This is a genomic window from Asanoa sp. NPDC049573 (genome assembly GCF_040676615.1).
Lineage (GTDB): Bacteria > Actinomycetota > Actinomycetes > Mycobacteriales > Micromonosporaceae > Asanoa.
In genome coordinates this window covers 215,014-233,201 of sequence record NZ_JBFAPI010000010.1, presented here as the reverse complement: position 1 = coordinate 233,201, position 18,188 = coordinate 215,014, and the positions used below count along the sequence as shown (strand labels likewise).

Sequence of the window (18,188 nt, the reverse complement as noted above, 5' to 3'; positions counted from 1 at the left end):
ACGCCTAGGCGCGGCGGCGGCCGCGTGGCGGCCCAGGCGCGGCCGCGAGACGCCTAGGCGCGGCGGCGGCCGCGGTAGAAGAGGCCGGCGCCGAGTGCGAGCAGCGCGGCGCCGGCGGTCGCGAGTGGGGTGTTGAGGGCGTCGCCGGTGGTGGCCAGCGCCGGCGGCGCGTCGGCCTGGGCACCCGGGCCGACCCGGAAGCCGCGCAGCGGCGTCGTCTCGGCGGCGCCGTCGGGGTTGGTGCCGGCGGCGTTCAGCGTCCAGGAGCCGGGTGCGAGACCGGTCAGCGCGCACGACCAGGTGCCCGCGTCGCCGACCGGGGCGTCGCAGGAGGCAACGTCGATGTCCGGGCCGGTGCCGGCGGCGGCGGTGACGACCACCGTCGAGCCGGGCCGGGCGGCGGTGCCGGTGACCAGGACCTCGTCGCCCGAGGCGGTCGCGCCGCCGACCGGGGTGGTGATGTCCACCGCCGAGGCCGCGGCGCCGGTCAGGCCGAGGGTGACCGCGGCGGCGCCCAGGGCGACCGCCGTACGCAGCAGGCTCATGTCTCTCCAGGGTGGTCGGTGGTGTCGCGGAGCGCGGCGGTGACGACGAGTCGGCGGTCGTCGGCCCAGTTGGGCTCGCAGGTCGTCAGGGTCAGCGCGGCCGTGGTGGCCCTCTCGGCCGGCGCGCCCGGCACCGGCGCGAGCACCTCGACCGCGGTCGGCGCGACCACCCGGGTGCGGGTCACGGCGTAGGTGAAGGTGTGCGGCCCGTACTCGACGGACACCTCGTCGCCCGGCACGAGCCGGTCGAGGTCCCAGAACAGCCCCTTGACGCGGTGACCGGCGACGGCGAAGTTGCCGACCTGGCCGGGCAGCGCGGTCTGCGGGTAGTGGCCGGGCGCGTCCTCGATCTCGGCCGGGTCCACGCCCTGGACGACCGCCCACCGCAGGCCGAGCCTCGGGATGGAAAGCCGGGCGAACGGCGCGCCGGTCGTGGGACGCGCAGGCGTCGCGGTCAGGCGGGCGTCGAGGGCCCGCTGTGTCGCGGTCAGGCGGGCGTCGAGGGCCCGCTGTGTCGCGGCCAGGTCGCGCCCGCGCCCGGTCGCAGGCGCGCCGGCCAGGGCGAGCAACACGAACCCGGCGCCCACCACGACACAAGATGTCCACCGGCGGGCGATCACACAGTGGACGATAAGCACGAAAACGGACCGATCGGGCCGAAACCTGGATTCCGGGCCCCGCGTCCACCGACCCGGCAAGCGAATCTGCACGTTCGGCCACCCCGTCGGGGCGGCCGAGATCATCGATGTCCGCGTACGGTGTGGATCTTTGATCACCTCCGAAACGGGGAACAGATTATGGATGTCAGCGACAGCACCTTCTACACGTATGTCGTCGCGCTCGCGGTGTCCGGCGTGATCCAGCTCGTCATCGCCGGCGTGGGCTTCGGCGCCGGCAAGGGCATGCGCATCCTGAGCGCGCTGTTCGGCGTCGGCTTCCTGGCGTACGCGATCTACCTCGCCTTCATCTTCGACGGCGGCGAGTTCCGGATGTTCTACTACGCCTTCATCGCGCCGATCCTGTTCATCGTGCAGATCGTCCGCGCCCGCGGCGAGCGCGCCAAGGCGAACCAGGCGGCCTGATCCAGACCGTGGCCGGCGTACGCCCTACCCGGGACGTACGCCGGCGGCTGCCCGCCAGGAAACCTCAGCGCAGCGCGGACCGGGGCGTCGGTGCCAGGCGCAGCAGGGTGACCGGTGCGCCGCTGTCGAGGGCTCGGACGCGCGCGGCGAAGGCGTCGAAGTCGGCCGCCGAGCTGAGGCGGGCGAACCAGACGAAGAGGTCCTCCCCCTCGCGCACCGGGAGGGCCGGGAACGTGTTGGGCTCGTGGATCGTCTGGCAGGTGCCCAGCACGGCCGCGCCGAGACTGGGCCGCACCTCGCGGGCGAAGTGCTCGGCGTAGCCGGTCAGCGCGTCGCCGGCGAGCGGCCGCAGGCCCGCCACGATCAGGGAATCGGTGGGTGCGCCGCGGGTGCCGTAGCCGGTGAAGGGTTGGATCGCCCTCATCAGCAGCACGTCGTCGGAGTCGATCATTGTCGCGTTGGCCGCGTCGCGGTGTTGCTTCCAGACCGGGCCGGAGTAGAACGCGGTGAGGGCGGCCAGCCGGTCGGTCATCGACGGGAACTCGCGCAGCCAGACGAACCGGTCGTCGCGGTCGAGGTCGCGGAACTGGCCGACGATCGTCGCGCCGTCGGCCTCCTGGGACTCGACGAGGTGCGCGTCGAAGAGCGATACGAGCGTGTCGCGCCCACCCGGCACCAGGGTGTATTGCCGAAGCTCCACAACCGTCACGTCGACGACCGTATCCCCTTGAGCCAGCGGGCCAGTTCGAGGGCGGGGAACAGCAGCGGCACGACCACCCAGAACTGCCGGACCGAGTAGTAGCGCAGCGCCGCCGGTAGGTCGACGCCGGCCAGCTCGCGCTCGAGTGCGCCGGGCGCGACGAGCGTCAGGGCGTGCCCGGCGAGCGGCAGGTAGTTGAGGCCGAGACCCAGCACCCAGACGCCGAACACCGCCGGCCCGGTGCCGCCGCCGCGCAGGATCAGATAGAGACCGAGGGCCAGGCCGCCGACCACGCCGAGCAGGAACTCGCCCAGGATCACCCACCGGCGCCAGGCCACGCCGACGGAGCCGTACATGTCGACGGCGGCGAGACGGCGGACGTTCACGCTCCCGATCATCCCATCGGCCTATTCGCCGCCGTCGGCCCGGCGGGCGAGGGCGGCGCGCTCCTCGGGCCCCAGTCGCTCGTAGTCGGACCAGAAGCGGGCGAACGAGCGGGACAGGGCGGCGCCGTAGACCTCGCTGTCGGCGACCTGTCGCAGGGTCATCTCGCCGCTCAGGAGGGCGCGGGACATCTCGCGCATCAGGTCGTCGTCGCTGGCGGCGAGGGCCGCCAGGACGCGGCGCACCTGTCGGGAGCGGCGCGGGTCACCGCCGGCCAGGTCGGTCATCAGATCGCCGGGTGGTCGTAGCGGCCCGCGAGTTCGGGCAGTTTGGCCTGGTCGAGGTCGTTGAGCTCGGCGGTCAGCTTGCCGCGGAAAGCCAGCACGGCGGCGTAGATCGCCTGGTAGAGGCCCGTCGCGGTGCCCCACAGCTTGAGCAGGTAGGCGACCTCGCCGGCCGCGACGCCGTAGCCGACCACCGCGCCGGCGCCCGTCCACGACAGCGCGGTGCCCGCCGCCGCGGCGATGCCGATGACGATCGCCGTGTCGATCATCGACTTGACGACGCCGCCGAGGGCCTCGCCCATCGACCAGACCGCCTCGGCCATCTCGGTGTAGGACCGGCTGACGGCGTCGAGCGGCGCCCGCATCGTGAGGATCGCCTCGTCGGCGTCGGTGAAGAAACGGTAGGCGCTCTCGGCCGCGTGGCCGTCCCACCGGCTCTTCAGCAGCGCGTTGCCGGACTGCAGGTTGTAGGACACCGCCGACAGGCCGATTCCGACGTTCGCGGTCACCGGGGCCATCGCGGCGAACGCCTCCCAGTCGCCGAACAGCCGTTGCTGCAACCACTCGATGGGGTCGAAGCCGAACACGATGCTGAACGCCTCGTTGGCCCAGTGTGCCGGGCTGATCAGATCCATGAAGCCGAGCGGGTTGGCCGGCTGGTCGGCGTCGCCCGGCGGTCGCAGCGCCGACCGGGCGTCGCGTGAGTCGACGAAACTCGTGTATTGGCACGGGTTGTCGGCCAACTCGATCTCGACCGCCGCCGTCGGGCAGGCCTGGGTGCCGGGGAACGCGGCGTCGAGGGTGGCCGCCGCGGCCAGGTCGGTGCTCTGGTAGTAGGCGGCGGCCTTGTCCAGCTCGGGCGCCGACTCCTGCAGGAGGGCGGCGATGCGGGCCAGCGTGCGGTCGATGGTCTCGGCCGCGTGGACGTGGCCTTCCTTGGCCACCGAGAAGACCTCGCCGCCGTCTTTCGGCGCGTCGACGTAGCGGCCGAGATAGCTCTTGATCTCGACGACGTCCTGCCCGGCGCGGTCGACCTGGCGCGCGTAACCGGTCAGCGCTTCCGGCGCCACCCGGAAGCTCACGCCAGGATCCAGACCAGGCCGGCCACGCACAGCGCGGCGGCAGCGCCGAGCAGCAGCCAACTGCGGACGGTGAATGTGACCAGCGCGGCGACGCCGCCCACCAGCATCAGGACGTTGGGCGCAGGATCGTCACCGGCTATCAAGGACCAGAGGCCGAGCAGGCCGAAGAACACGCAACCGAAGGCGACCGACCACCGGAAGTTGCGCCGCGCGGTCCATTGGAGATGCGCCACCTCGGCCCGGGCGTCGGCCAGCCCCTGCCGTCGTCGCTCGTCGTCCGGACCGTCCCGCCGCATGGCCGGCACGCTACCAAGCGCGGTCGTGATCCCGCAGCCCGTGACCGGCGGCCGGCGTCACCTGCCGGTCGTACTGAAATGTTGATAGTCCGGGTTGGCACCGCCGACGTTCCATTTCCAGCCGACCGACGCGAACGCCTTGACCAGAACGCCGCCCTTGACGGCCATGCCGGGGCGATAGGGCGACCGGTGGACGAAGGGTTTTCCCTGCGGTGGCAGGACTTCGTCACCGAAGAGGTACGGGTTCTCCACGGGGTTGATGTCGATCGCCTTGCCGTAGGCGTGCACCGACCACGACGGCTTGCCCGACGAGACGGCGTTACGGCAGTTGAACGCCGATGTGTTGTCGGCCGCCATCGACCTGTCGTCGCTGCCGCCGTAGGCCGAGACCGGCTCCATCGCGCGGATCGGGAACCGCTTCGCGAACAGGGTGCCGAACACCTTCGTCACGTCGGCGGCCACGGTGCGGTGCACCACGATCACGCCGGTGTGCGCCTGGTCGTCGAAACCCCAGTAGGTCAGCTTCACCTGGCGCAGGTCCTGCGGACCGACCGGGCAGCCGGCCTTCCAGCTCGCGCCCAGCTCGGCAGCAGTGACCGGGCTGGTCCTGGCGGCGAAAACAGCGGCGGCGGACCCGCTCGGCGACGGCCTCGCGGGGGTCGGCGGAGCCGTCCGGGGTAACCACGTCACGGGTTCGGCCGGTCGCGCAGCGCAACCGGCGAGCGCGAGGGTCACCGCCAGCACGAGGAGCCGGTAGGGTTTCGACCGCAGCATCGTCCATACGATACGGATCGGATTTACGTGAGCGCAGTGCGGCGTTCGGCCGTGGCCCTCCTGGCGGTCTTGGCACTCTCCGCCTGTGGCCAGGTGGTCAGCGGTGAGCAGGCCGACGGGCAGCCGGCAGTGGCGCCCACCGACGGCGTGGCCCGCGACCAGCTCGCCCGCCGGGCCGACATCGTGGTCACCCCGCCCGCGACGCCGACGCACATCGCGCGGCCGACCCGCAAGCCGGCGTCGCCCAAGGCGACCGAGCGGGCCAACGACGCGACGCGGCTGCGCACCCTGCCGAGCGGCACCAGGCAGGTGGTCGTCGTCAAGTCCAACGGCTTCGGCACGAGCACCGGCACGCTCCAGGCGTTCGCGAAGAACGGCAACTCATGGACGCCGGCGTTCGACGCGATGCCGGCGCGGCTGGGCACCAAGGGCTTCAAGGACAGCAAGGTCGAGGGCGACCTCGCGACCCCGACCGGCGTCTACTCCTTCGGCGGCACGATGTACGGCATCGCCGCCAACCCCGGTGTGAAATACGGCTACCACCGGCTGGTGGAGAACGACTACTGGAACGAGAACCCGGCGACCGCCGGCTACAACTCGTTCTTCCACGGTGCCGACCCGGGCGGCGCGAGCGAAGCGCTCTGGCAGGTCGATCCGCAATACCGCTACTTCGCCGTGATCAACTACAACATACCGGTCAAGCAGGCGACCCCGCCGCGCGGCAGCGGCATCTTCCTGCACGTGATGGTGCCCGGCCGGTCGACCGCGGGCTGCGTCGCACTCGCCGAGTCTGACCTGCTCAAGGTGCTGCGCTGGCTCGACCCGGCAGCCACACCACGGATCGTGATGGCACCGGCCGCCGAGCTCGGGCGCTACTAGGTCACTCTCAGCGAACTGTCAGACTCGCTTGGTACGGTCGCACCGCACGGCCGCATTCTCCGATGTGGAGCATCGCCGAGAAGTGTTGTGCCGCAAGCCATTTGCGACCGACTCTCATTTCGACACAGGAGATACGACACGTGGTCCTCAGGAAGATGCTGGGCGCGCTCGGGGTCGGCGGGCCCAGCGTCGACACCGTCCTGCCCAATCCCAACACCCGCCCCGGGCTGCCGCTGACCGGCCAGGTCAACCTCACCGGCGGCACCAGCGACGTCGAGCTCGCACACATCACGGTCGGCCTCGTCACCCGGGTCGAGGTCGAGACCGGCGCCGGTGACCACGGCGCGATGGGCGAGTTCCACCGCACGGCCGTGGCCGGCCGCACCCGGCTGGCCGCCGGCCAGCGGCTGTCCATCCCGTTCCAGGTCGACATGCCATGGGAAACGCCGGTCACCGACGTGTTCGGGCAACGCCTGCGCGGAATGACGATGGGGCTGCGCACCGAGGTGGCGATCGACCGCGCGGTCGACAAGGGCGACCTCGACCCGATCGCCGTGCACCCGCTGCCGGTGCATGAGCGCATCCTCGACGCGTTCGGCACACTCGGGTTCCGGTTCAAGGGCGCCGACCTGGAATACGGCCGGATCCACGGTGCACACCAGACACTGCCGTTCTACCAGGAGATCGAGTTCTGGCCGGCGCCGCGATACGGGCACGGCGTCGCCGAGATCGAGCTCAGCTTCGTCACCAACGCGCACACGGTCGAAGTGGTCCTCGAGTTCGACAAGCGCGGCGGCGTGTTCACCGGCGGTCACGACGCCTACGGCCGCTACACCGTGCCGCACTCCCACGCCGACAGCGCCGACTGGACCCAGGTCGTCGACGGCTGGGTCAGGCAGGCGCTCGACCAGCGCCGGTCATTCCTCGCCGGCCACGGCGGCGGCCATCACGGCATGCCCGGCCACGGCCACCACGGCGGCGGGATGGGCGGCGTGGTCGCGGGCGCGGCCCTCGGCGTGGCCGGCGGCCTCGTCGCCGGTGAGCTCATCGAAGAGGTCTTCGAAGACGACGGCGACTCCGGCGACTTCGGGGAATGACCCGGGATCGGCGGGGGCGGTCCGGTGCGGGCCGCCCCCGCTCCCCGTTCAACCCAGGCCGAGCTCCCGCACCGCCCACTCGCGCATCTCGACCTTGCGGACCTTGCCACTGATCGTCATCGGGAACGAGTCGACGATCCGCACATAGCGCGGCACCTTGTAGTGCGCCAACTGCCCCTGGCAGAACGCGCGCACCTCCTCGACGGTCAGGTTCTCACCCGGGTCGCGCAGGATCACGCAGGCGAGAACCTCTTCGCCGTATTTCTCGTCGGGCACCCCGATCACCTGCACGTCCGCGACCTTGGGATGGCGGTAGAGGAATTCCTCGATCTCGCGCGGGTACACGTTCTCACCGCCCCGGATGATCAGGTCCTTGATGCGGCCGACGATGTTGACGTAGCCGTCGGACCGCATCGACGCCAGGTCTCCCGTGTGCATCCAGCGCGCCGAATCCAGCACCTCCGCCGTCTTCTCCGGCTCGTCCCAGTAGCCCAGCATCACCGAATAGCCCCGCGTGCACAGTTCCCCGGGCTCACCGCGGCGGAGCGTCACACCCGTAGCGGGGTCAACGATCTTGACTTCGAGGAACGGGAGGACCCGGCCGACCGTGCCCGTGCGGCGGTCCAGGTCGTCGTCGACCCGGGTCTGGGTGGAGACCGGGGACGTCTCGGTCATGCCGTAGCAGATCGACACCTCCGACATGTGCATCCGGTCGACCACCTTCTTCATCACCTCGACCGGGCAGGGCGAGCCGGCCATCACGCCGGTGCGCAGGGTGTGCAGGTCGTAGCCGGCGAAGTCGGGCAGGTCGAGTTCGGCGATGAACATGGTCGGCACGCCGTAGAGGGAGGTGCACCGCTCGGCCGCCACCGCGGCCAGCGTCGCCGCCGGCTCGAACGACGGCGCCGGGATCACCATGCAGGCGCCGTGCGACGTGGCCGCCAGGTTGCCCATCACCATGCCGAAGCAGTGGTAGAACGGCACCGGGATGCAGATCCGGTCCTGTTCGGAATAGCCGAGCAACTCGCCCACGAAATAGCCGTTGTTGAGGATGTTGTGGTGCGAGAGCGTGGCGCCCTTGGGAAAGCCGGTCGTACCCGACGTGTACTGGATGTTGATCGGGTCGTCGCTCGTCAGCGTCGCGGCGCGGGCGTCGAGGTCGGCCGGGGCGACGCCGGCCGCCGAGGCCACGAGGTCGGTCCAGGTCGGATCGTCGAGGTAGGCCACCGTGCGCAGGGCGGGGCACTCGCCGGCCACCGACTCGACCATCTCGCGGTAGTCGCTGCCCTTGTGGCGCAGTGCCGAGACGAGGACCGAGATCCCCGACTGGCGCAGGACGAAACCGACCTCGTGCCGGCGGTACGCGGGATTGATGTTGACCATGATGGCGCCGATCGCCGCCGTCGCGTATTGGACAAGCACCCACTCCGGACGGTTCGGCGCCCAGATGCCGACCCGGTCGCCTTTGCCCACGCCGATCCCGAGCAGTGCCCGGGCCAGTTCGTCGACGTCCGCGGCCAGCTCCCGATAGGTCCACCGGCGGCCGCTGGGCACGTCGACCAGCGCGTCGCGGTCGGGGAACCGCTCGACGGTGCGGGCCAGGTTCTGCCCGATGGTGTCGGCCAGCAACTCCGTGTCGGACGGTCCGCTGGCGTATGCGAGCTGGGTCACACCGGCACGCTACCGCGTTCCGGTCACTCGACGCGCGGGCTGCTCTTCTTGCTCACGCCCAGATCGAGGATCACCGGCAACGCCGGGGCGTTCAGCGCCTCGCGGGCGTGCGCCAGTGCCTGCTGCTCGATCCGGTCGCGCACCTCCGCGACGCGAGCGTCGGCGGTGAGGTTGACCCACACGCCGAGTTTCGGCTGGACCGGGTCACCGTAGACCCGCACCTTCGCGGCATCGACACCGCGGTAGCCCTGGATCTCGTTGGTCAGGGCGTCACGCAACGCGCTCGATCCGAGTGTGGTGCTCGCGCTGCCGTCGATGGAGAGGTCGCGCGTCTTCTTCGGCCCGCGGAGCACGGCGAGCAGCCACAACAGCGCCAGCACGCCCAGCACGGTGGCCACCGCGGCGGCGATCGGCCAGAACCACGTGCTGTGCCCGCCGATCCACGACACGGCCGGGTTCTCCAGCAAGGTGCGCTGTGGGAACCCGCTGGCGAACACGCCCGTGTTCGCGGCGATGATCGCGCCCCCGATGGCCAGGAAGCACGCGGCGATCACGATCAGGACGATCCGGGTGATCCGGTCGGCGTGTCCGCGTAACATCACCGCTCCTTCGCCGTGTCGAGCTTGACCGAGATCCTGGGTGGTCGGCGCAGGTGCAGCGCGTCGACCGCCCGGTGGGTCGCGTCCGCCACCGTCTCGGTGGTGGTGTCCTCGGACTTCTCGGCCCGCCGGCGGGCGTCCACGGTCACCTTGTTGCCGCGCAGCGCGACCCGGGCCCGGCTGATCCCGTCCATGTCGCCGACCGCCTGCTGCACCGTGCGCACCACGCTGCTCCGGTCGATCCCGACGTCGATCTCGTCGTCGGCCCCACGCACCCGCAACCGCGGCTTCTTTCGCGGAACGAGCTGCAGGGCCAGGAGCAGAAGACCGCCGAGGGCACACAGCCCGCCGATGATCCGTACGCTCCGCGAGTCCCAGGTCCGGGTGGCCATCCAGTCGTAGATGCTGTGCCAGTTGACGATCGCCGGGCCGGCCCCGGCCCGCTCGAAGATCAACTCGACCACGATCAGGACGGCCAGGAACATGAATCCGAGCGCGAAGGCGATCGCGAGGATCCGGTTGGCTTTCTTCATCAGGACACTCCGTCGGCGACGAGGTCGGTCACGGAAATTCGCACCCGGGCCACGGTCAGCCCGGTCCAGGCCTTGATCCGGTCCTCGACCGTGTCGCGGATTCGCCCGGTCACCTCGCTGAGCGACTCGGGCCAGCGAACGCTGATCGCCATGTCGATGTAGACCACCGACGCGTCGATCTGAGCGTTGACCTTGGGCGGCGCGGCGAGGTCGGAGGCGCGGATGCCCATGTGTCCGGCGCCCGGCATGACACTCCCGAACAGGCGCGGCGCGGCCGCACCGGCGCGCGGCGTCTCGTAGACTGCCTGCGCCGCGAGCTTGGCCACCACCCGCTCGGAGATCACCACCTGGCCGAGGTAGTCCGGGTCCTGGCGCGTTGTCGGCGGCGCGGGCGACGCCTCGGCGACGGTCTGAGCGGTCGCCGGCGTCAACCTCGGCTCCGCGGCGCCCGCCGGTCGTTCGTCGGTCACCGGTTGCTCCGCTGGAGAGTGCCTCGCTGCACGTTGCCGCGCTGGAACCGGTCGCGCAGCGGCCGCATCGTGGCGCCGACGTCGACGCTGCCGGTGACCACCTTGGTGACGCCGTAACCGACCAGCGCGAACAGCCCGACCAGGGCCAGGTCGCCGAAGTTGCCGAACGCCACGGCGAATCCGAGCGCGATGCCGATCGCCGTACCGAAAATCGTCTTGGTCATTGCTCTCAACCCCCCGTGGCTGGCTCCGCGATGTCGGCGACCACGATGTCGACCCGGTGCCGGCCGACCAGCGGCGGCACCGCCGACCAGACCTGCTGGGCCAGCTGCCCGACCGTCGACCCCCATCGGAGCCGCACTTGGATGGTCACCACGTCGTCTTCGATCCGGATCCCGCTGACCCGGCGCCGGGGAAGATACGTGGCGGCCATCGCGGGCGCACCGTCGACGAGCGCGTCGACGGCCGGGCAGTCTTCCGCGGCGGCCGCGAGCCTGTCGACGTCGACACCGTCGATCGTGGCGTCGACGTCGCTCATCGGTTGCGCGGTCATGACACCCGGACGTCGCCGCCGCGGCCGGTCGTCGTGCTCGTGCTCAGGCTGCCGCTGCCTTGGCCACTGGTCATGCCTTCGGATTCGTCGGGCAGGTGCACGTCATTGATGTTGACATTGACCTCGATGACGTCGAGCCCGGTCATCCGTTCGACCGACGACTTCACGTTGCGCTGGATGCCCCGGCCCAGCTCGTTGGCGGATACCCCGTACTCCACGACGATGTCGAGATCGACGGCGGCCTCGTTCTGGCCCACCTCGACCCCGACGCCCTGCGAGGAGCTCGCGGAGGTGCCGGGAATGATGTCCTTCATCGCGCCGACCGTCCGGGCCGCGCCGGAGCCCATCGCGTAGACGCCGGACACCTCCCGTGCGGCCATCGCGGCGATCTTCTGTACGACACCCTCGGCGACCGTGATCTGGCCACCGTTGTGTCCCCCACCGCGAAGATGTTGTTGGGAACCCTGGTCCGATCGCTGGTCGGTTCTACTGGCAGTCTGCGTCATCACTACGTCCTGTTCGTGAGGATTGATGACAAGTTGTGCGATGACAGTTGACTTACCGTAATCGTTGCTGTTAAACCACCAGATTTCAGTCAGCGTAGAAGATCATCGGCCACGGACTGACCGCTCCGGGGTGTATCCGAGCCAATGTCCGAAGGGCGCCCGATCGCGGCGTGTGCACGGCATGGGCGCGAGCTGTTCGGGGAACATGGCCACATGGCCAGGTATGCGCTCAACAAGGACGCCGTGCGCAAAGCGCGGCAGCTGATCGACGCGAAGCAGTATGTGCTCAACAGCGACTGGGGTGTCGTGCAGCCGCGGGCCGACGACGAGAACGCCTACCTCGAGAAGCACTCGTGGGCCGAGCTGGCGGAATGGCACCTCGGCCTGACCGAGGGCGCGGCCGACGAGACCAAGGCCCGCTACGCGTTCGTCTACGGCGACCTGCGTCGGCTGCACCGCAGCGGGCTCATCGCGGTCGTCTACCGGGCCTCGTCGTGGAAGCACAAGGAGGTCGAGCTGGCCGCGCACGACCTGCTCCAATACCTCGACAAAGTGACCGGCTGATGGAGCGCGACCTTCGCCGGCTCGCCGCGGCACACGGAGTGGTCACCGCCTACGACGCCGCAGACGGCCACCGGGCCCAGGTCGATCGGGACATCGTCGTGCGGGTCCTCGGCCTGCTCGACGTCGACGCCACCAGCCCGTCGGCGATCACGGCCGCGCTCGAGGCGGTCCCGGCCGGTGACCGGCTGCCGCCGACGATCGTGCTCCGCGAGGGCCAGTCGCGGGCGTTGCCCGGGCCGGGCACCGTCACGCTCGAAGACGGGAGTACCCGCGGCGTCGGACCCGACCTGACCGGGCTGCCGCTCGGATGGCACCGGCTGGCCTGCGGCGGCCAGGAGGTCACCGTGGTGGTCGCACCGCGCAGGCTCCCGCCACCACCGGCGGCCTGGGGCTGGATGCTCCAGCTCTACGCGCTGCGCGGCGCCGGCTCGTGGGGCATGGGCGACCTCGGCGACCTGCGCGAGTTCGCCGGTTGGGCCGCCGGCACCGGCGCCGGTCTGGTGCTGCTCAACCCGCTGCACGCGATCGGGCCCAACCAGCCGGTGCAGGCCTCTCCCTACTCGCCGTCGAGCCGGCGGTTCGCCAACCCGCTCTACATCCGGGTCACCGACACGGCCGAGTACGCGCGGGCCGACGCCGTGTTGCGGGCCAAGGTCGACGCGCTGCGGCCCGACGACGGCGACCTGATCGACTACGACGCGGTCTGGCAGGCGAAGCGGACCGCGCTCGAACTGCTCTACCCGCTGGCGTCGAGCCAGGAAGCGAACGCCGAGCGCACCGGCTTCGCCACCTACTGTGCCCTGGCCGAACAGCACGGCACCGACTGGCGGCAGTGGCCGGCGGAGCTGCGCGGCCCGGACAGCGCGGCGACGCGCGCCGTCCGCGACGCGTACGGCCAGCGGGTCGGCTTCTTCGCCTGGCTCCAGCGGCTGTGTGACGAGCAGCTCGCGGCGGCCGCCGCGGCCACGGGCGACATGCCGGTCGGGATCGTGCACGACCTCGCCGTCGGCGTCGACCCGGGCGGCGCCGACGGGTGGCAGCTCGGCGACGTGCTCGCGCAGGGCGTCCGGGTCGGCGCGCCGCCGGACGCGTTCAACCAGCTCGGACAGGACTGGGGGTTGGCCGCGTGGCGGCCCGATCGGCTGGCCGCGACCGGTTACGCCGCCTACCGCGACATGCTCCGCGCCCTGCTCCGGCACGGCGGCGGGCTCCGGGTCGACCACGTCGCCGGCCTGTCGCGGTTGTGGTGGATCCCGCCGGGCGCCGGAGCGGCCGAGGGCACCTACGTGCGGTACGACGCCGACGCGATGTTCGGCATCCTGGCGCTGGAGGCGCAACGGGCCGGCGCGGTCGTGATCGGCGAAGACCTCGGCACCGTGCAACCGTCGGTGACCAGGGCGTTGCGCGGCCGCAACATGCTCGGCTCGACCGTGTTGTGGTTCACCCGCGACGAGGCCGGGTTCATCCCGCCGCGGAAGTGGCCGCGCAACGCCCTGGCCTCGGTCTCCACCCACGACCTGCCGACCGCGATGGGCTTTCTCACCGAGGAGCACGTGCGGGTCCGGGCCCGGCTGGGCCTGCTGGCGACCGGCGAAGAAGCGGAACACGAGCGCGCGCAAGCGGACAGGCAGGCACTCATCGCCATGTTGCGGGCCGCCGGCCTGCTGTCCGAAGAGGACGATGACTCGATCGTCACAGCGTTGCATGCCGCTCTGGCGGCCAGCCCGGCCCGGTTGATCGCTGCTTCGCTCTACGATGTCCTCGGCGAGACCCGCCAGCCCAATCTGCCGGGCACGACCGACCAGTACCCCAACTGGCGGCTGCCGCTGCCGTTGCCGCGGGAGGAGATCCAGGACCATCCGGGGGTACGCGCGATCGCGCGCCTGCTGGCCGCCGCGCGGCCACGGGACTGACGGGATCAATTGGGCAAAAGTGGTTTGCAATCGCCCGAACGGGGCACCCGCGTCAGCACGGACGGCGGCTCACCGGGTCTTGATCACGATTCGCGCCGGCGTCCGGCGTGACAGAAGAGCACGGAGGGGTAGATGAGCACGGAAGCCCGCGCCGAGATCGGCGTCACCGGCCTGTCGGTGATGGGGCGCAACCTGGCCCGCAACCTGGCCCGCAACGGGTTCAGCGTGGCCCTGCACAACCGCAGCGTGCACCGCACCCGCAGCCTGGTCGAGGAGCACGGCGACGAGGGCGACTTCGTCCCGAGCGAGTCGATGGAAGACTTCGTCGCGTCGCTGCGGCGGCCGCGCGCGGTCATCATCATGGTCAAGGCGGGCGGCCCGACCGATGCCGTGATCAACGAACTCGTCCCGCTGCTCGAGAAGGACGACATCGTCATCGACGCGGGCAACGCCCATTTCGTCGACACCGCCCGGCGCGAGCGCGAACTCTCCGCCAAGGGCCTGCACTTCGTCGGCACCGGCGTGTCCGGCGGCGAGGAGGGCGCGCTGCTCGGCCCGAGCATCATGCCCGGCGGCTCGGAAGAGTCCTACCGCAAGCTCGGCCCGATCTTCGAGAAGATCGCGGCCCAGGTCGACGGCACGCCGTGCTGCACCCACGTGGGCCCGGGAGCGGCCGGGCACTTCGTGAAGATGGTGCACAACGGCATCGAGTACGCCGACATGCAGCTCATCGCCGAGGCCTACGACCTGCTCCGCGCCGGTCTGGGCGCCTCGCCGGCGGAGATCGCCGAGATCTTCCGCGAGTGGAACAGCGGCGACCTCGACTCGTTCCTGATCCAGATCACGGCCGAGGTGCTCGCACACACTGACGGGAAGACCGGCGCGCCGTTCATCGACGTGGTGCTGGACCGCGCCGAGCAGAAGGGCACCGGCCGGTGGACCGTGCAGAGCGCGCTCGACCTGGGCGTGCCGATCACCGGCATCGCCGAGGCGACGTTCGCCCGGTCGTTGTCCGGTCACGTCGCCCAGCGCGAGGCCGCGCAGCAGACCTACGCCGGCAAGGCCGCCGACACCGACATCGCCGGTCTGGTCGAAGACCGCAAGCAGTTCGTCGAAGACGTCCGCAACGCGCTCTACGCCTCGAAGATCGTGGCGTACGCGCAGGGCTTCGACCACATCCGCGCCGGCAGCGACGACAACAACTGGGGCATCGACCCGGGCGCGATGGCGACGATCTGGCGCGGTGGCTGCATCATCCGGGCCAAGTTCCTCGACCGGATCCGCGAGGTGTACGCGGAAAACCCCAACCTGGAGAGCCTGCTGGTGGCCCCCTACTTCGCGCAGGCCCTCACCAACGGTTTCGACAGCTGGCGCCGGGTGCTGGTCACCGCGATCCGCGGCGGCGTACCGACCCCGGTGTTCTCCTCCTCGCTGGCCTACGTCGACGCGCTCCGCCGCCCCCGGCTCCCCGCCGCGTTGATCCAGGGCCTGCGCGACAACTTCGGCGCGCACACCTACCAGCGCGTCGACCGCGAGGGCTCCTTCCACACGATGTGGGCCGAAGACAAGCGGGAGGTCGACGCCTAGGCGCCGCCTCCCAGCCGCGGCCCCGTTCATGAGTCGGGGCCGCGGCGACGGGGAGAGGCGAGAGAATCATGAGCGAGCAAGGCGTAGCGATGGTGACACGGCCGGTCCGGCGCTTCGTGATCCACACGGGGCGGCCCTTCGACCAGTTCCGCAAGCAGTGGGAACGCGCGGTCCCGGCCTGGTCATGGGGCACGGCGATGGCCGAGGCCAAGGGCGGCGGTGGCTGGCCCGCGCTGGAGAACCTGTCCAACCGCACCGCTGGCGACGGCCTGGTCAACATCTCCACGTTCGACCCCAGCCAGGTGATGCGGCTCGCCGGCCATCAACTCCGGGCGGTCACCTACCTGGCCGACAACCTGGTGATCGAAGAAGGTCTCTACAAGCACGATCCGGCGGTCATCGAATACCTCCCCGTCCGGCTGACCGTCTCCGAGCAGCCGGGGGACGACTCGACGCTGACCTTCGACAAGCCGTGCGACCTGTTCGGCGGCTACGCCATCCCCGACCTGGTCGACCACGCCATCCAGGTCGAGGAGGCCATCGCGACGGTGCTGCGCAAGGTCAACCTGCCGGTGCCCCCGGAGCTCGAGAAGGTCTAGACCCGGCGCTGCACGTGCAGGAGATATCCGCGGCGGTCCAGCGGGTTGTGGTCGGTGCGCGGGCGCTCCAGCCTCGGGTGGCCGGCCGGGCGGTAGTGGTCGAAGGCGCTCTCCAGCACGCCCTCGCCCCGGGTCAGGGACGGCAGCCGGGTCTCCAGGTCGTGCACCCGCGCGACCGGCACGTCACCCTCGACCACCGCGGCCGGCCCGTCGGTGACCGTGCCGGTGGGCACCGCGCCGAGCTTGGCCAGCACCGGCAACACCGCACCGAGCAGGTCGGCGGGCAGGTCGAGGCGGAACCGGTGCACCGGCTCCTCGACCACGGTGCCGGCCCGGCGCAGCGCGGTCATCAGCACCAGCGGCGTCAGGTTGCGGAAGTCGCCGGCCGTGCTCGACATGCTCTTGTCGAACGTGCCGTGCGCGTGGCTCTGCCTTGCCCAGTAGCCGGAATGCGTCATCGTCACCACGGCGTCGACCACCTGCCATCCGTGCAGCCCCTCGGCGAGCACGCCGTGCACCGTCTCCTCGACCGCGGCGAAGAACGCCGGCGGCATCGAGCCCAACTCGACCGCGAGCCGGAACGCCAACCCCGAGCCGGGCCGGCCCGGCTCGACGCGCAGGCCGACGGTGGCCAGGAACGGCCCCTCGCCGATCCGCTCGAGCGCCTCACCGGTGCCCGTCACCCGTTCCACGCAGATCGTCGTCGACGGGCGGAACTCCACGGCGAGCCCGTACTCCTGTGCCAGGGTGGCCTGGATGACCTCTTTCTGCACCTCGCCGTAGAGCGACACCGAGGTCTCGTCGCGCACGTCGTCGCGGCGCAGGTCGATCAGCGGGTCCTGCTCGGCGAGTTGGGTGAGCGCGGCATGCAGGGCCCCGCCGCGACCGGGCCGGTCCGGCACCACCACGGTCTCCAGTGACGGCGGCGCGAAATGCCGCCCGGCGCCGGGGCGCGGCGTGCCGATCGTGTCGCCGATCCGCACCTCGGCCAGGCCGCGGAGCACGGCGATCCGGCCGGCCGGCACCGCGGGGCGCTCGACCAGCGCGCCGGCCTCGAACACGCCGATTCCGGTGATCTTCGCGTCGGTCGCGCCCCGCGCGTTGCGCAGCGGCACCCGGTCCCGAACGGCGAGCGTGCCGTCGAACATCCGCACGTAGGCCAGCTTCTCGCCGCCCGCGCCCCGCTCCACCTTGAACACCGTGCCGGACGGCGCGGCCGCCGGGTCGCCCGATGCTGCCGGCAGCAGGTCCCGGATCCCCGACATCAGCTCGGGTACGCCGGTGCCGGTGATCGCCGAACCGGCGTACACCGGGTGCACCCAGGATCGTGCGGTCTGTGCGGCGAGTTCGGCGCGGAGCCGGCCCTCGGCGACCCGGCCGTCGGCGACGAACGCGGCGAGCAGCTCGTCGCAGCGGGTGGCGAGCAGGTCGACCAGGCCCGGCGGGCTCCCGGCGCTCGGCACGAACGCGGCCGCGTGGCTGCCGGCGGCCTCGACGGTGCCCATCGGCTGCGGGCGCAGCTCGAGCCGGCTGGCCAGGTCGCCGAGCAGCGCCGCCGGACGCGCACCGCGGCGGTCGACCTTGTTGACGAAGACCAGCAGCGGGATGCCGAGCCGGCGCAGCGCGCGGGTCAGCACCCGGGTCTGCGGCTGGACGCCCTCGACGGCGGAGACGACCAGGACGACCCCGTCGAGCACGGCGAGCACCCGCTCCACCTCGGCGATGAAGTCGGGGTGTCCGGGTGTGTCGATCAGGTTGACGGTGACGCCGTCGAGCGGGAACGAGACCACGGCGGACTTGATCGTGATGCCGCGCTGCCGTTCGAGGGCGAGCGAGTCGGTCCGCGTGCTGCCGTCGTCGACGCTGCCGATCTCGTCGATGACGCCGGCGGTGTGCAGGATCCGCTCGGTCAGGCTGGTCTTACCGGCGTCGACATGTGCCAGGATCCCGAGGTTGAGCGTGCGCAAGCGAGGTGTCCTCTGCGTAGGCGGTGATGGCCAACGGAACGAACACGCGAGCTGCACGCATCTCGGAAATCCCTTCTTGTCGCGGTCCTGCCACCTCACCAGG

At 71.1% G+C, this 18,188-nt stretch carries 23 protein-coding genes; 7 read left to right on the top strand and 16 right to left on the bottom strand.

Annotation, left to right across the window (positions count from 1 at the left end; all coding sequences use genetic code 11):
* Window positions 1–53: 53 nt before the first annotated feature.
* Window positions 54–545, bottom strand: a complete 492-nt coding sequence (locus AB0J74_RS23140) for an LPXTG cell wall anchor domain-containing protein (protein WP_363451162.1) — start codon at window positions 543–545, stop codon at window positions 54–56.
* Window positions 542–1,165, bottom strand: coding sequence for a sortase (locus tag AB0J74_RS23135; protein ID WP_363451160.1), 624 nt, complete (start codon window positions 1,163–1,165; stop codon window positions 542–544). The genes AB0J74_RS23140 and AB0J74_RS23135 overlap by 4 nt, the downstream gene beginning before the upstream one ends.
* Before the next feature lie 177 nt (window positions 1,166–1,342).
* On the opposite strand from AB0J74_RS23135, the gene AB0J74_RS23130 reads away from it, so the two are divergent.
* Window positions 1,343–1,627, top strand: a complete 285-nt coding sequence (locus AB0J74_RS23130; protein WP_363451158.1) for a hypothetical protein — start codon at window positions 1,343–1,345, stop codon at window positions 1,625–1,627.
* Window positions 1,628–1,691: 64 nt separating this feature from the next.
* On the opposite strand, the gene AB0J74_RS23125 is transcribed toward AB0J74_RS23130, so the two are convergent.
* The 6 genes from AB0J74_RS23125 to AB0J74_RS23100 are packed head-to-tail and all read right to left on the bottom strand — an operon-like array spanning window position 1,692 to window position 5,147.
* Window positions 1,692–2,336, bottom strand: coding sequence for an NIPSNAP family protein (locus AB0J74_RS23125; protein WP_363451156.1), 645 nt, complete (start codon window positions 2,334–2,336; stop codon window positions 1,692–1,694).
* Window positions 2,333–2,713, bottom strand: coding sequence for a hypothetical protein (locus tag AB0J74_RS23120; RefSeq protein WP_363451154.1), 381 nt, complete (start codon window positions 2,711–2,713; stop codon window positions 2,333–2,335). Before AB0J74_RS23120 ends, AB0J74_RS23125 begins: the two co-directional genes overlap by 4 nt.
* Before the next feature lie 21 nt (window positions 2,714–2,734).
* Window positions 2,735–2,998, bottom strand: a complete 264-nt coding sequence (locus AB0J74_RS23115) for a hypothetical protein (protein WP_363451152.1) — start codon at window positions 2,996–2,998, stop codon at window positions 2,735–2,737.
* Window positions 2,998–4,077, bottom strand: coding sequence for a hypothetical protein (locus tag AB0J74_RS23110; protein ID WP_363451150.1), 1,080 nt, complete (start codon window positions 4,075–4,077; stop codon window positions 2,998–3,000). The genes AB0J74_RS23115 and AB0J74_RS23110 overlap by 1 nt, the downstream gene beginning before the upstream one ends.
* Window positions 4,074–4,373 (bottom strand): hypothetical protein, encoded by a 300-nt coding sequence (locus tag AB0J74_RS23105; protein WP_363451148.1) that lies wholly within the window; start codon window positions 4,371–4,373, stop codon window positions 4,074–4,076. The genes AB0J74_RS23110 and AB0J74_RS23105 overlap by 4 nt, the downstream gene beginning before the upstream one ends.
* A 57-nt stretch (window positions 4,374–4,430) precedes the next feature.
* Window positions 4,431–5,147: a M15 family metallopeptidase gene (locus AB0J74_RS23100; protein ID WP_363451146.1), complete on the bottom strand. Its 717-nt coding sequence runs from the start codon at window positions 5,145–5,147 to the stop codon at window positions 4,431–4,433.
* 27 nt (window positions 5,148–5,174) lie between these two features.
* Between AB0J74_RS23100 and AB0J74_RS23095 the strand changes: the two genes are divergently transcribed.
* Both AB0J74_RS23095 and AB0J74_RS23090 read left to right on the top strand, forming a co-directional pair.
* Window positions 5,175–6,026, top strand: a complete 852-nt coding sequence (locus AB0J74_RS23095; protein ID WP_363451144.1) for a L,D-transpeptidase family protein — start codon at window positions 5,175–5,177, stop codon at window positions 6,024–6,026.
* A gap of 140 nt (window positions 6,027–6,166) precedes the next feature.
* A complete protein-coding gene (locus AB0J74_RS23090; protein WP_363451142.1) occupies window positions 6,167–7,123 on the top strand; it encodes a sporulation protein in 957 nt (318 codons plus the stop codon).
* 48 nt (window positions 7,124–7,171) lie between these two features.
* On the opposite strand, the gene AB0J74_RS23085 is transcribed toward AB0J74_RS23090, so the two are convergent.
* The 7 genes from AB0J74_RS23085 to AB0J74_RS23055 are packed head-to-tail and all read right to left on the bottom strand — an operon-like array spanning window position 7,172 to window position 11,455.
* Complete coding sequence (locus AB0J74_RS23085; RefSeq protein WP_363451140.1) at window positions 7,172–8,794, bottom strand: AMP-binding protein; 1,623 nt, start codon at window positions 8,792–8,794, stop codon at window positions 7,172–7,174.
* A 23-nt stretch (window positions 8,795–8,817) separates the two neighbouring features.
* Complete coding sequence (gene amaP, locus AB0J74_RS23080; protein WP_363451138.1) at window positions 8,818–9,393, bottom strand: alkaline shock response membrane anchor protein AmaP; 576 nt, start codon at window positions 9,391–9,393, stop codon at window positions 8,818–8,820.
* Window positions 9,393–9,926 carry a DUF6286 domain-containing protein gene (locus AB0J74_RS23075; RefSeq protein ID WP_363451136.1) on the bottom strand — a complete coding sequence of 178 codons (534 nt, stop codon included), beginning with the start codon at window positions 9,924–9,926 and terminating at the stop codon, window positions 9,393–9,395. Before AB0J74_RS23075 ends, amaP begins: the two co-directional genes overlap by 1 nt.
* A complete protein-coding gene (locus AB0J74_RS23070; protein WP_363451134.1) occupies window positions 9,926–10,396 on the bottom strand; it encodes an Asp23/Gls24 family envelope stress response protein in 471 nt (156 codons plus the stop codon). The genes AB0J74_RS23075 and AB0J74_RS23070 overlap by 1 nt, the downstream gene beginning before the upstream one ends.
* Window positions 10,393–10,620: a hypothetical protein gene (locus AB0J74_RS23065; RefSeq protein ID WP_363451133.1), complete on the bottom strand. Its 228-nt coding sequence runs from the start codon at window positions 10,618–10,620 to the stop codon at window positions 10,393–10,395. The genes AB0J74_RS23070 and AB0J74_RS23065 overlap by 4 nt, the downstream gene beginning before the upstream one ends.
* A 5-nt stretch (window positions 10,621–10,625) precedes the next feature.
* On the bottom strand, window positions 10,626–10,949 hold the full coding sequence (locus AB0J74_RS23060) for a hypothetical protein (RefSeq protein WP_363451131.1): 324 nt from the start codon (window positions 10,947–10,949) through the stop codon (window positions 10,626–10,628).
* The gene (locus AB0J74_RS23055) at window positions 10,946–11,455 is read right to left on the bottom strand and encodes an Asp23/Gls24 family envelope stress response protein (RefSeq protein WP_363451129.1); all 510 of its coding nucleotides are present in this window, start codon (window positions 11,453–11,455) and stop codon (window positions 10,946–10,948) included. The genes AB0J74_RS23060 and AB0J74_RS23055 overlap by 4 nt, the downstream gene beginning before the upstream one ends.
* A 213-nt stretch (window positions 11,456–11,668) precedes the next feature.
* Here AB0J74_RS23055 and AB0J74_RS23050 point away from each other — a divergent pair, with 213 nt between their 5' ends.
* From AB0J74_RS23050 to AB0J74_RS23035, 4 genes are all read left to right on the top strand, one after another.
* Window positions 11,669–12,019: a hypothetical protein gene (locus AB0J74_RS23050; RefSeq protein ID WP_363451127.1), complete on the top strand. Its 351-nt coding sequence runs from the start codon at window positions 11,669–11,671 to the stop codon at window positions 12,017–12,019.
* Window positions 12,019–13,932 carry a 4-alpha-glucanotransferase gene (malQ, locus tag AB0J74_RS23045; RefSeq protein WP_363451125.1) on the top strand — a complete coding sequence of 638 codons (1,914 nt, stop codon included), beginning with the start codon at window positions 12,019–12,021 and terminating at the stop codon, window positions 13,930–13,932. Before AB0J74_RS23050 ends, malQ begins: the two co-directional genes overlap by 1 nt.
* Window positions 13,933–14,064: 132 nt before the next feature.
* Window positions 14,065–15,519, top strand: a complete 1,455-nt coding sequence (gene gndA, locus AB0J74_RS23040) for an NADP-dependent phosphogluconate dehydrogenase (protein WP_363451123.1) — start codon at window positions 14,065–14,067, stop codon at window positions 15,517–15,519.
* An 89-nt stretch (window positions 15,520–15,608) separates the two neighbouring features.
* Window positions 15,609–16,118 carry a hypothetical protein gene (locus AB0J74_RS23035; RefSeq protein ID WP_363451121.1) on the top strand — a complete coding sequence of 170 codons (510 nt, stop codon included), beginning with the start codon at window positions 15,609–15,611 and terminating at the stop codon, window positions 16,116–16,118.
* Here AB0J74_RS23035 and AB0J74_RS23030 read toward each other — a convergent pair.
* A complete protein-coding gene (locus tag AB0J74_RS23030; RefSeq protein WP_363451119.1) occupies window positions 16,115–18,085 on the bottom strand; it encodes a translation factor GTPase family protein in 1,971 nt (656 codons plus the stop codon). The two genes, AB0J74_RS23035 and AB0J74_RS23030, sit on opposite strands and share 4 nt — an antisense overlap.
* Window positions 18,086–18,188: the final 103 nt, after the last annotated feature.

What these genes read in the sequence shown, in the direction of transcription:
- AB0J74_RS23105 (WP_363451148.1), bottom strand. Translation starts at nt 4,373, where the DNA reads ATGCGGCGGGACGGTCCGGACGACGAGCGACGACGGCAGGGGCTGGCC.
- malQ (WP_363451125.1), top strand. Translation starts at nt 12,019, where the DNA reads ATGGAGCGCGACCTTCGCCGGCTCGCCGCGGCACACGGAGTGGTCACC.
- AB0J74_RS23060 (WP_363451131.1), bottom strand. Translation starts at nt 10,949, where the DNA reads ATGACCGCGCAACCGATGAGCGACGTCGACGCCACGATCGACGGTGTC.
- AB0J74_RS23115 (WP_363451152.1), bottom strand. Translation starts at nt 2,998, where the DNA reads ATGACCGACCTGGCCGGCGGTGACCCGCGCCGCTCCCGACAGGTGCGC.
- AB0J74_RS23130 (WP_363451158.1), top strand. Translation starts at nt 1,343, where the DNA reads ATGGATGTCAGCGACAGCACCTTCTACACGTATGTCGTCGCGCTCGCG.
- AB0J74_RS23075 (WP_363451136.1), bottom strand. Translation starts at nt 9,926, where the DNA reads ATGAAGAAAGCCAACCGGATCCTCGCGATCGCCTTCGCGCTCGGATTC.
- AB0J74_RS23035 (WP_363451121.1), top strand. Translation starts at nt 15,609, where the DNA reads ATGGTGACACGGCCGGTCCGGCGCTTCGTGATCCACACGGGGCGGCCC.
- AB0J74_RS23050 (WP_363451127.1), top strand. Translation starts at nt 11,669, where the DNA reads ATGGCCAGGTATGCGCTCAACAAGGACGCCGTGCGCAAAGCGCGGCAG.
- AB0J74_RS23140 (WP_363451162.1), bottom strand. Translation starts at nt 545, where the DNA reads ATGAGCCTGCTGCGTACGGCGGTCGCCCTGGGCGCCGCCGCGGTCACC.
- AB0J74_RS23100 (WP_363451146.1), bottom strand. Translation starts at nt 5,147, where the DNA reads ATGCTGCGGTCGAAACCCTACCGGCTCCTCGTGCTGGCGGTGACCCTC.
- AB0J74_RS23055 (WP_363451129.1), bottom strand. Translation starts at nt 11,455, where the DNA reads ATGACGCAGACTGCCAGTAGAACCGACCAGCGATCGGACCAGGGTTCC.
- gndA (WP_363451123.1), top strand. Translation starts at nt 14,065, where the DNA reads ATGAGCACGGAAGCCCGCGCCGAGATCGGCGTCACCGGCCTGTCGGTG.
- amaP (WP_363451138.1), bottom strand. Translation starts at nt 9,393, where the DNA reads ATGTTACGCGGACACGCCGACCGGATCACCCGGATCGTCCTGATCGTG.
- AB0J74_RS23065 (WP_363451133.1), bottom strand. Translation starts at nt 10,620, where the DNA reads ATGACCAAGACGATTTTCGGTACGGCGATCGGCATCGCGCTCGGATTC.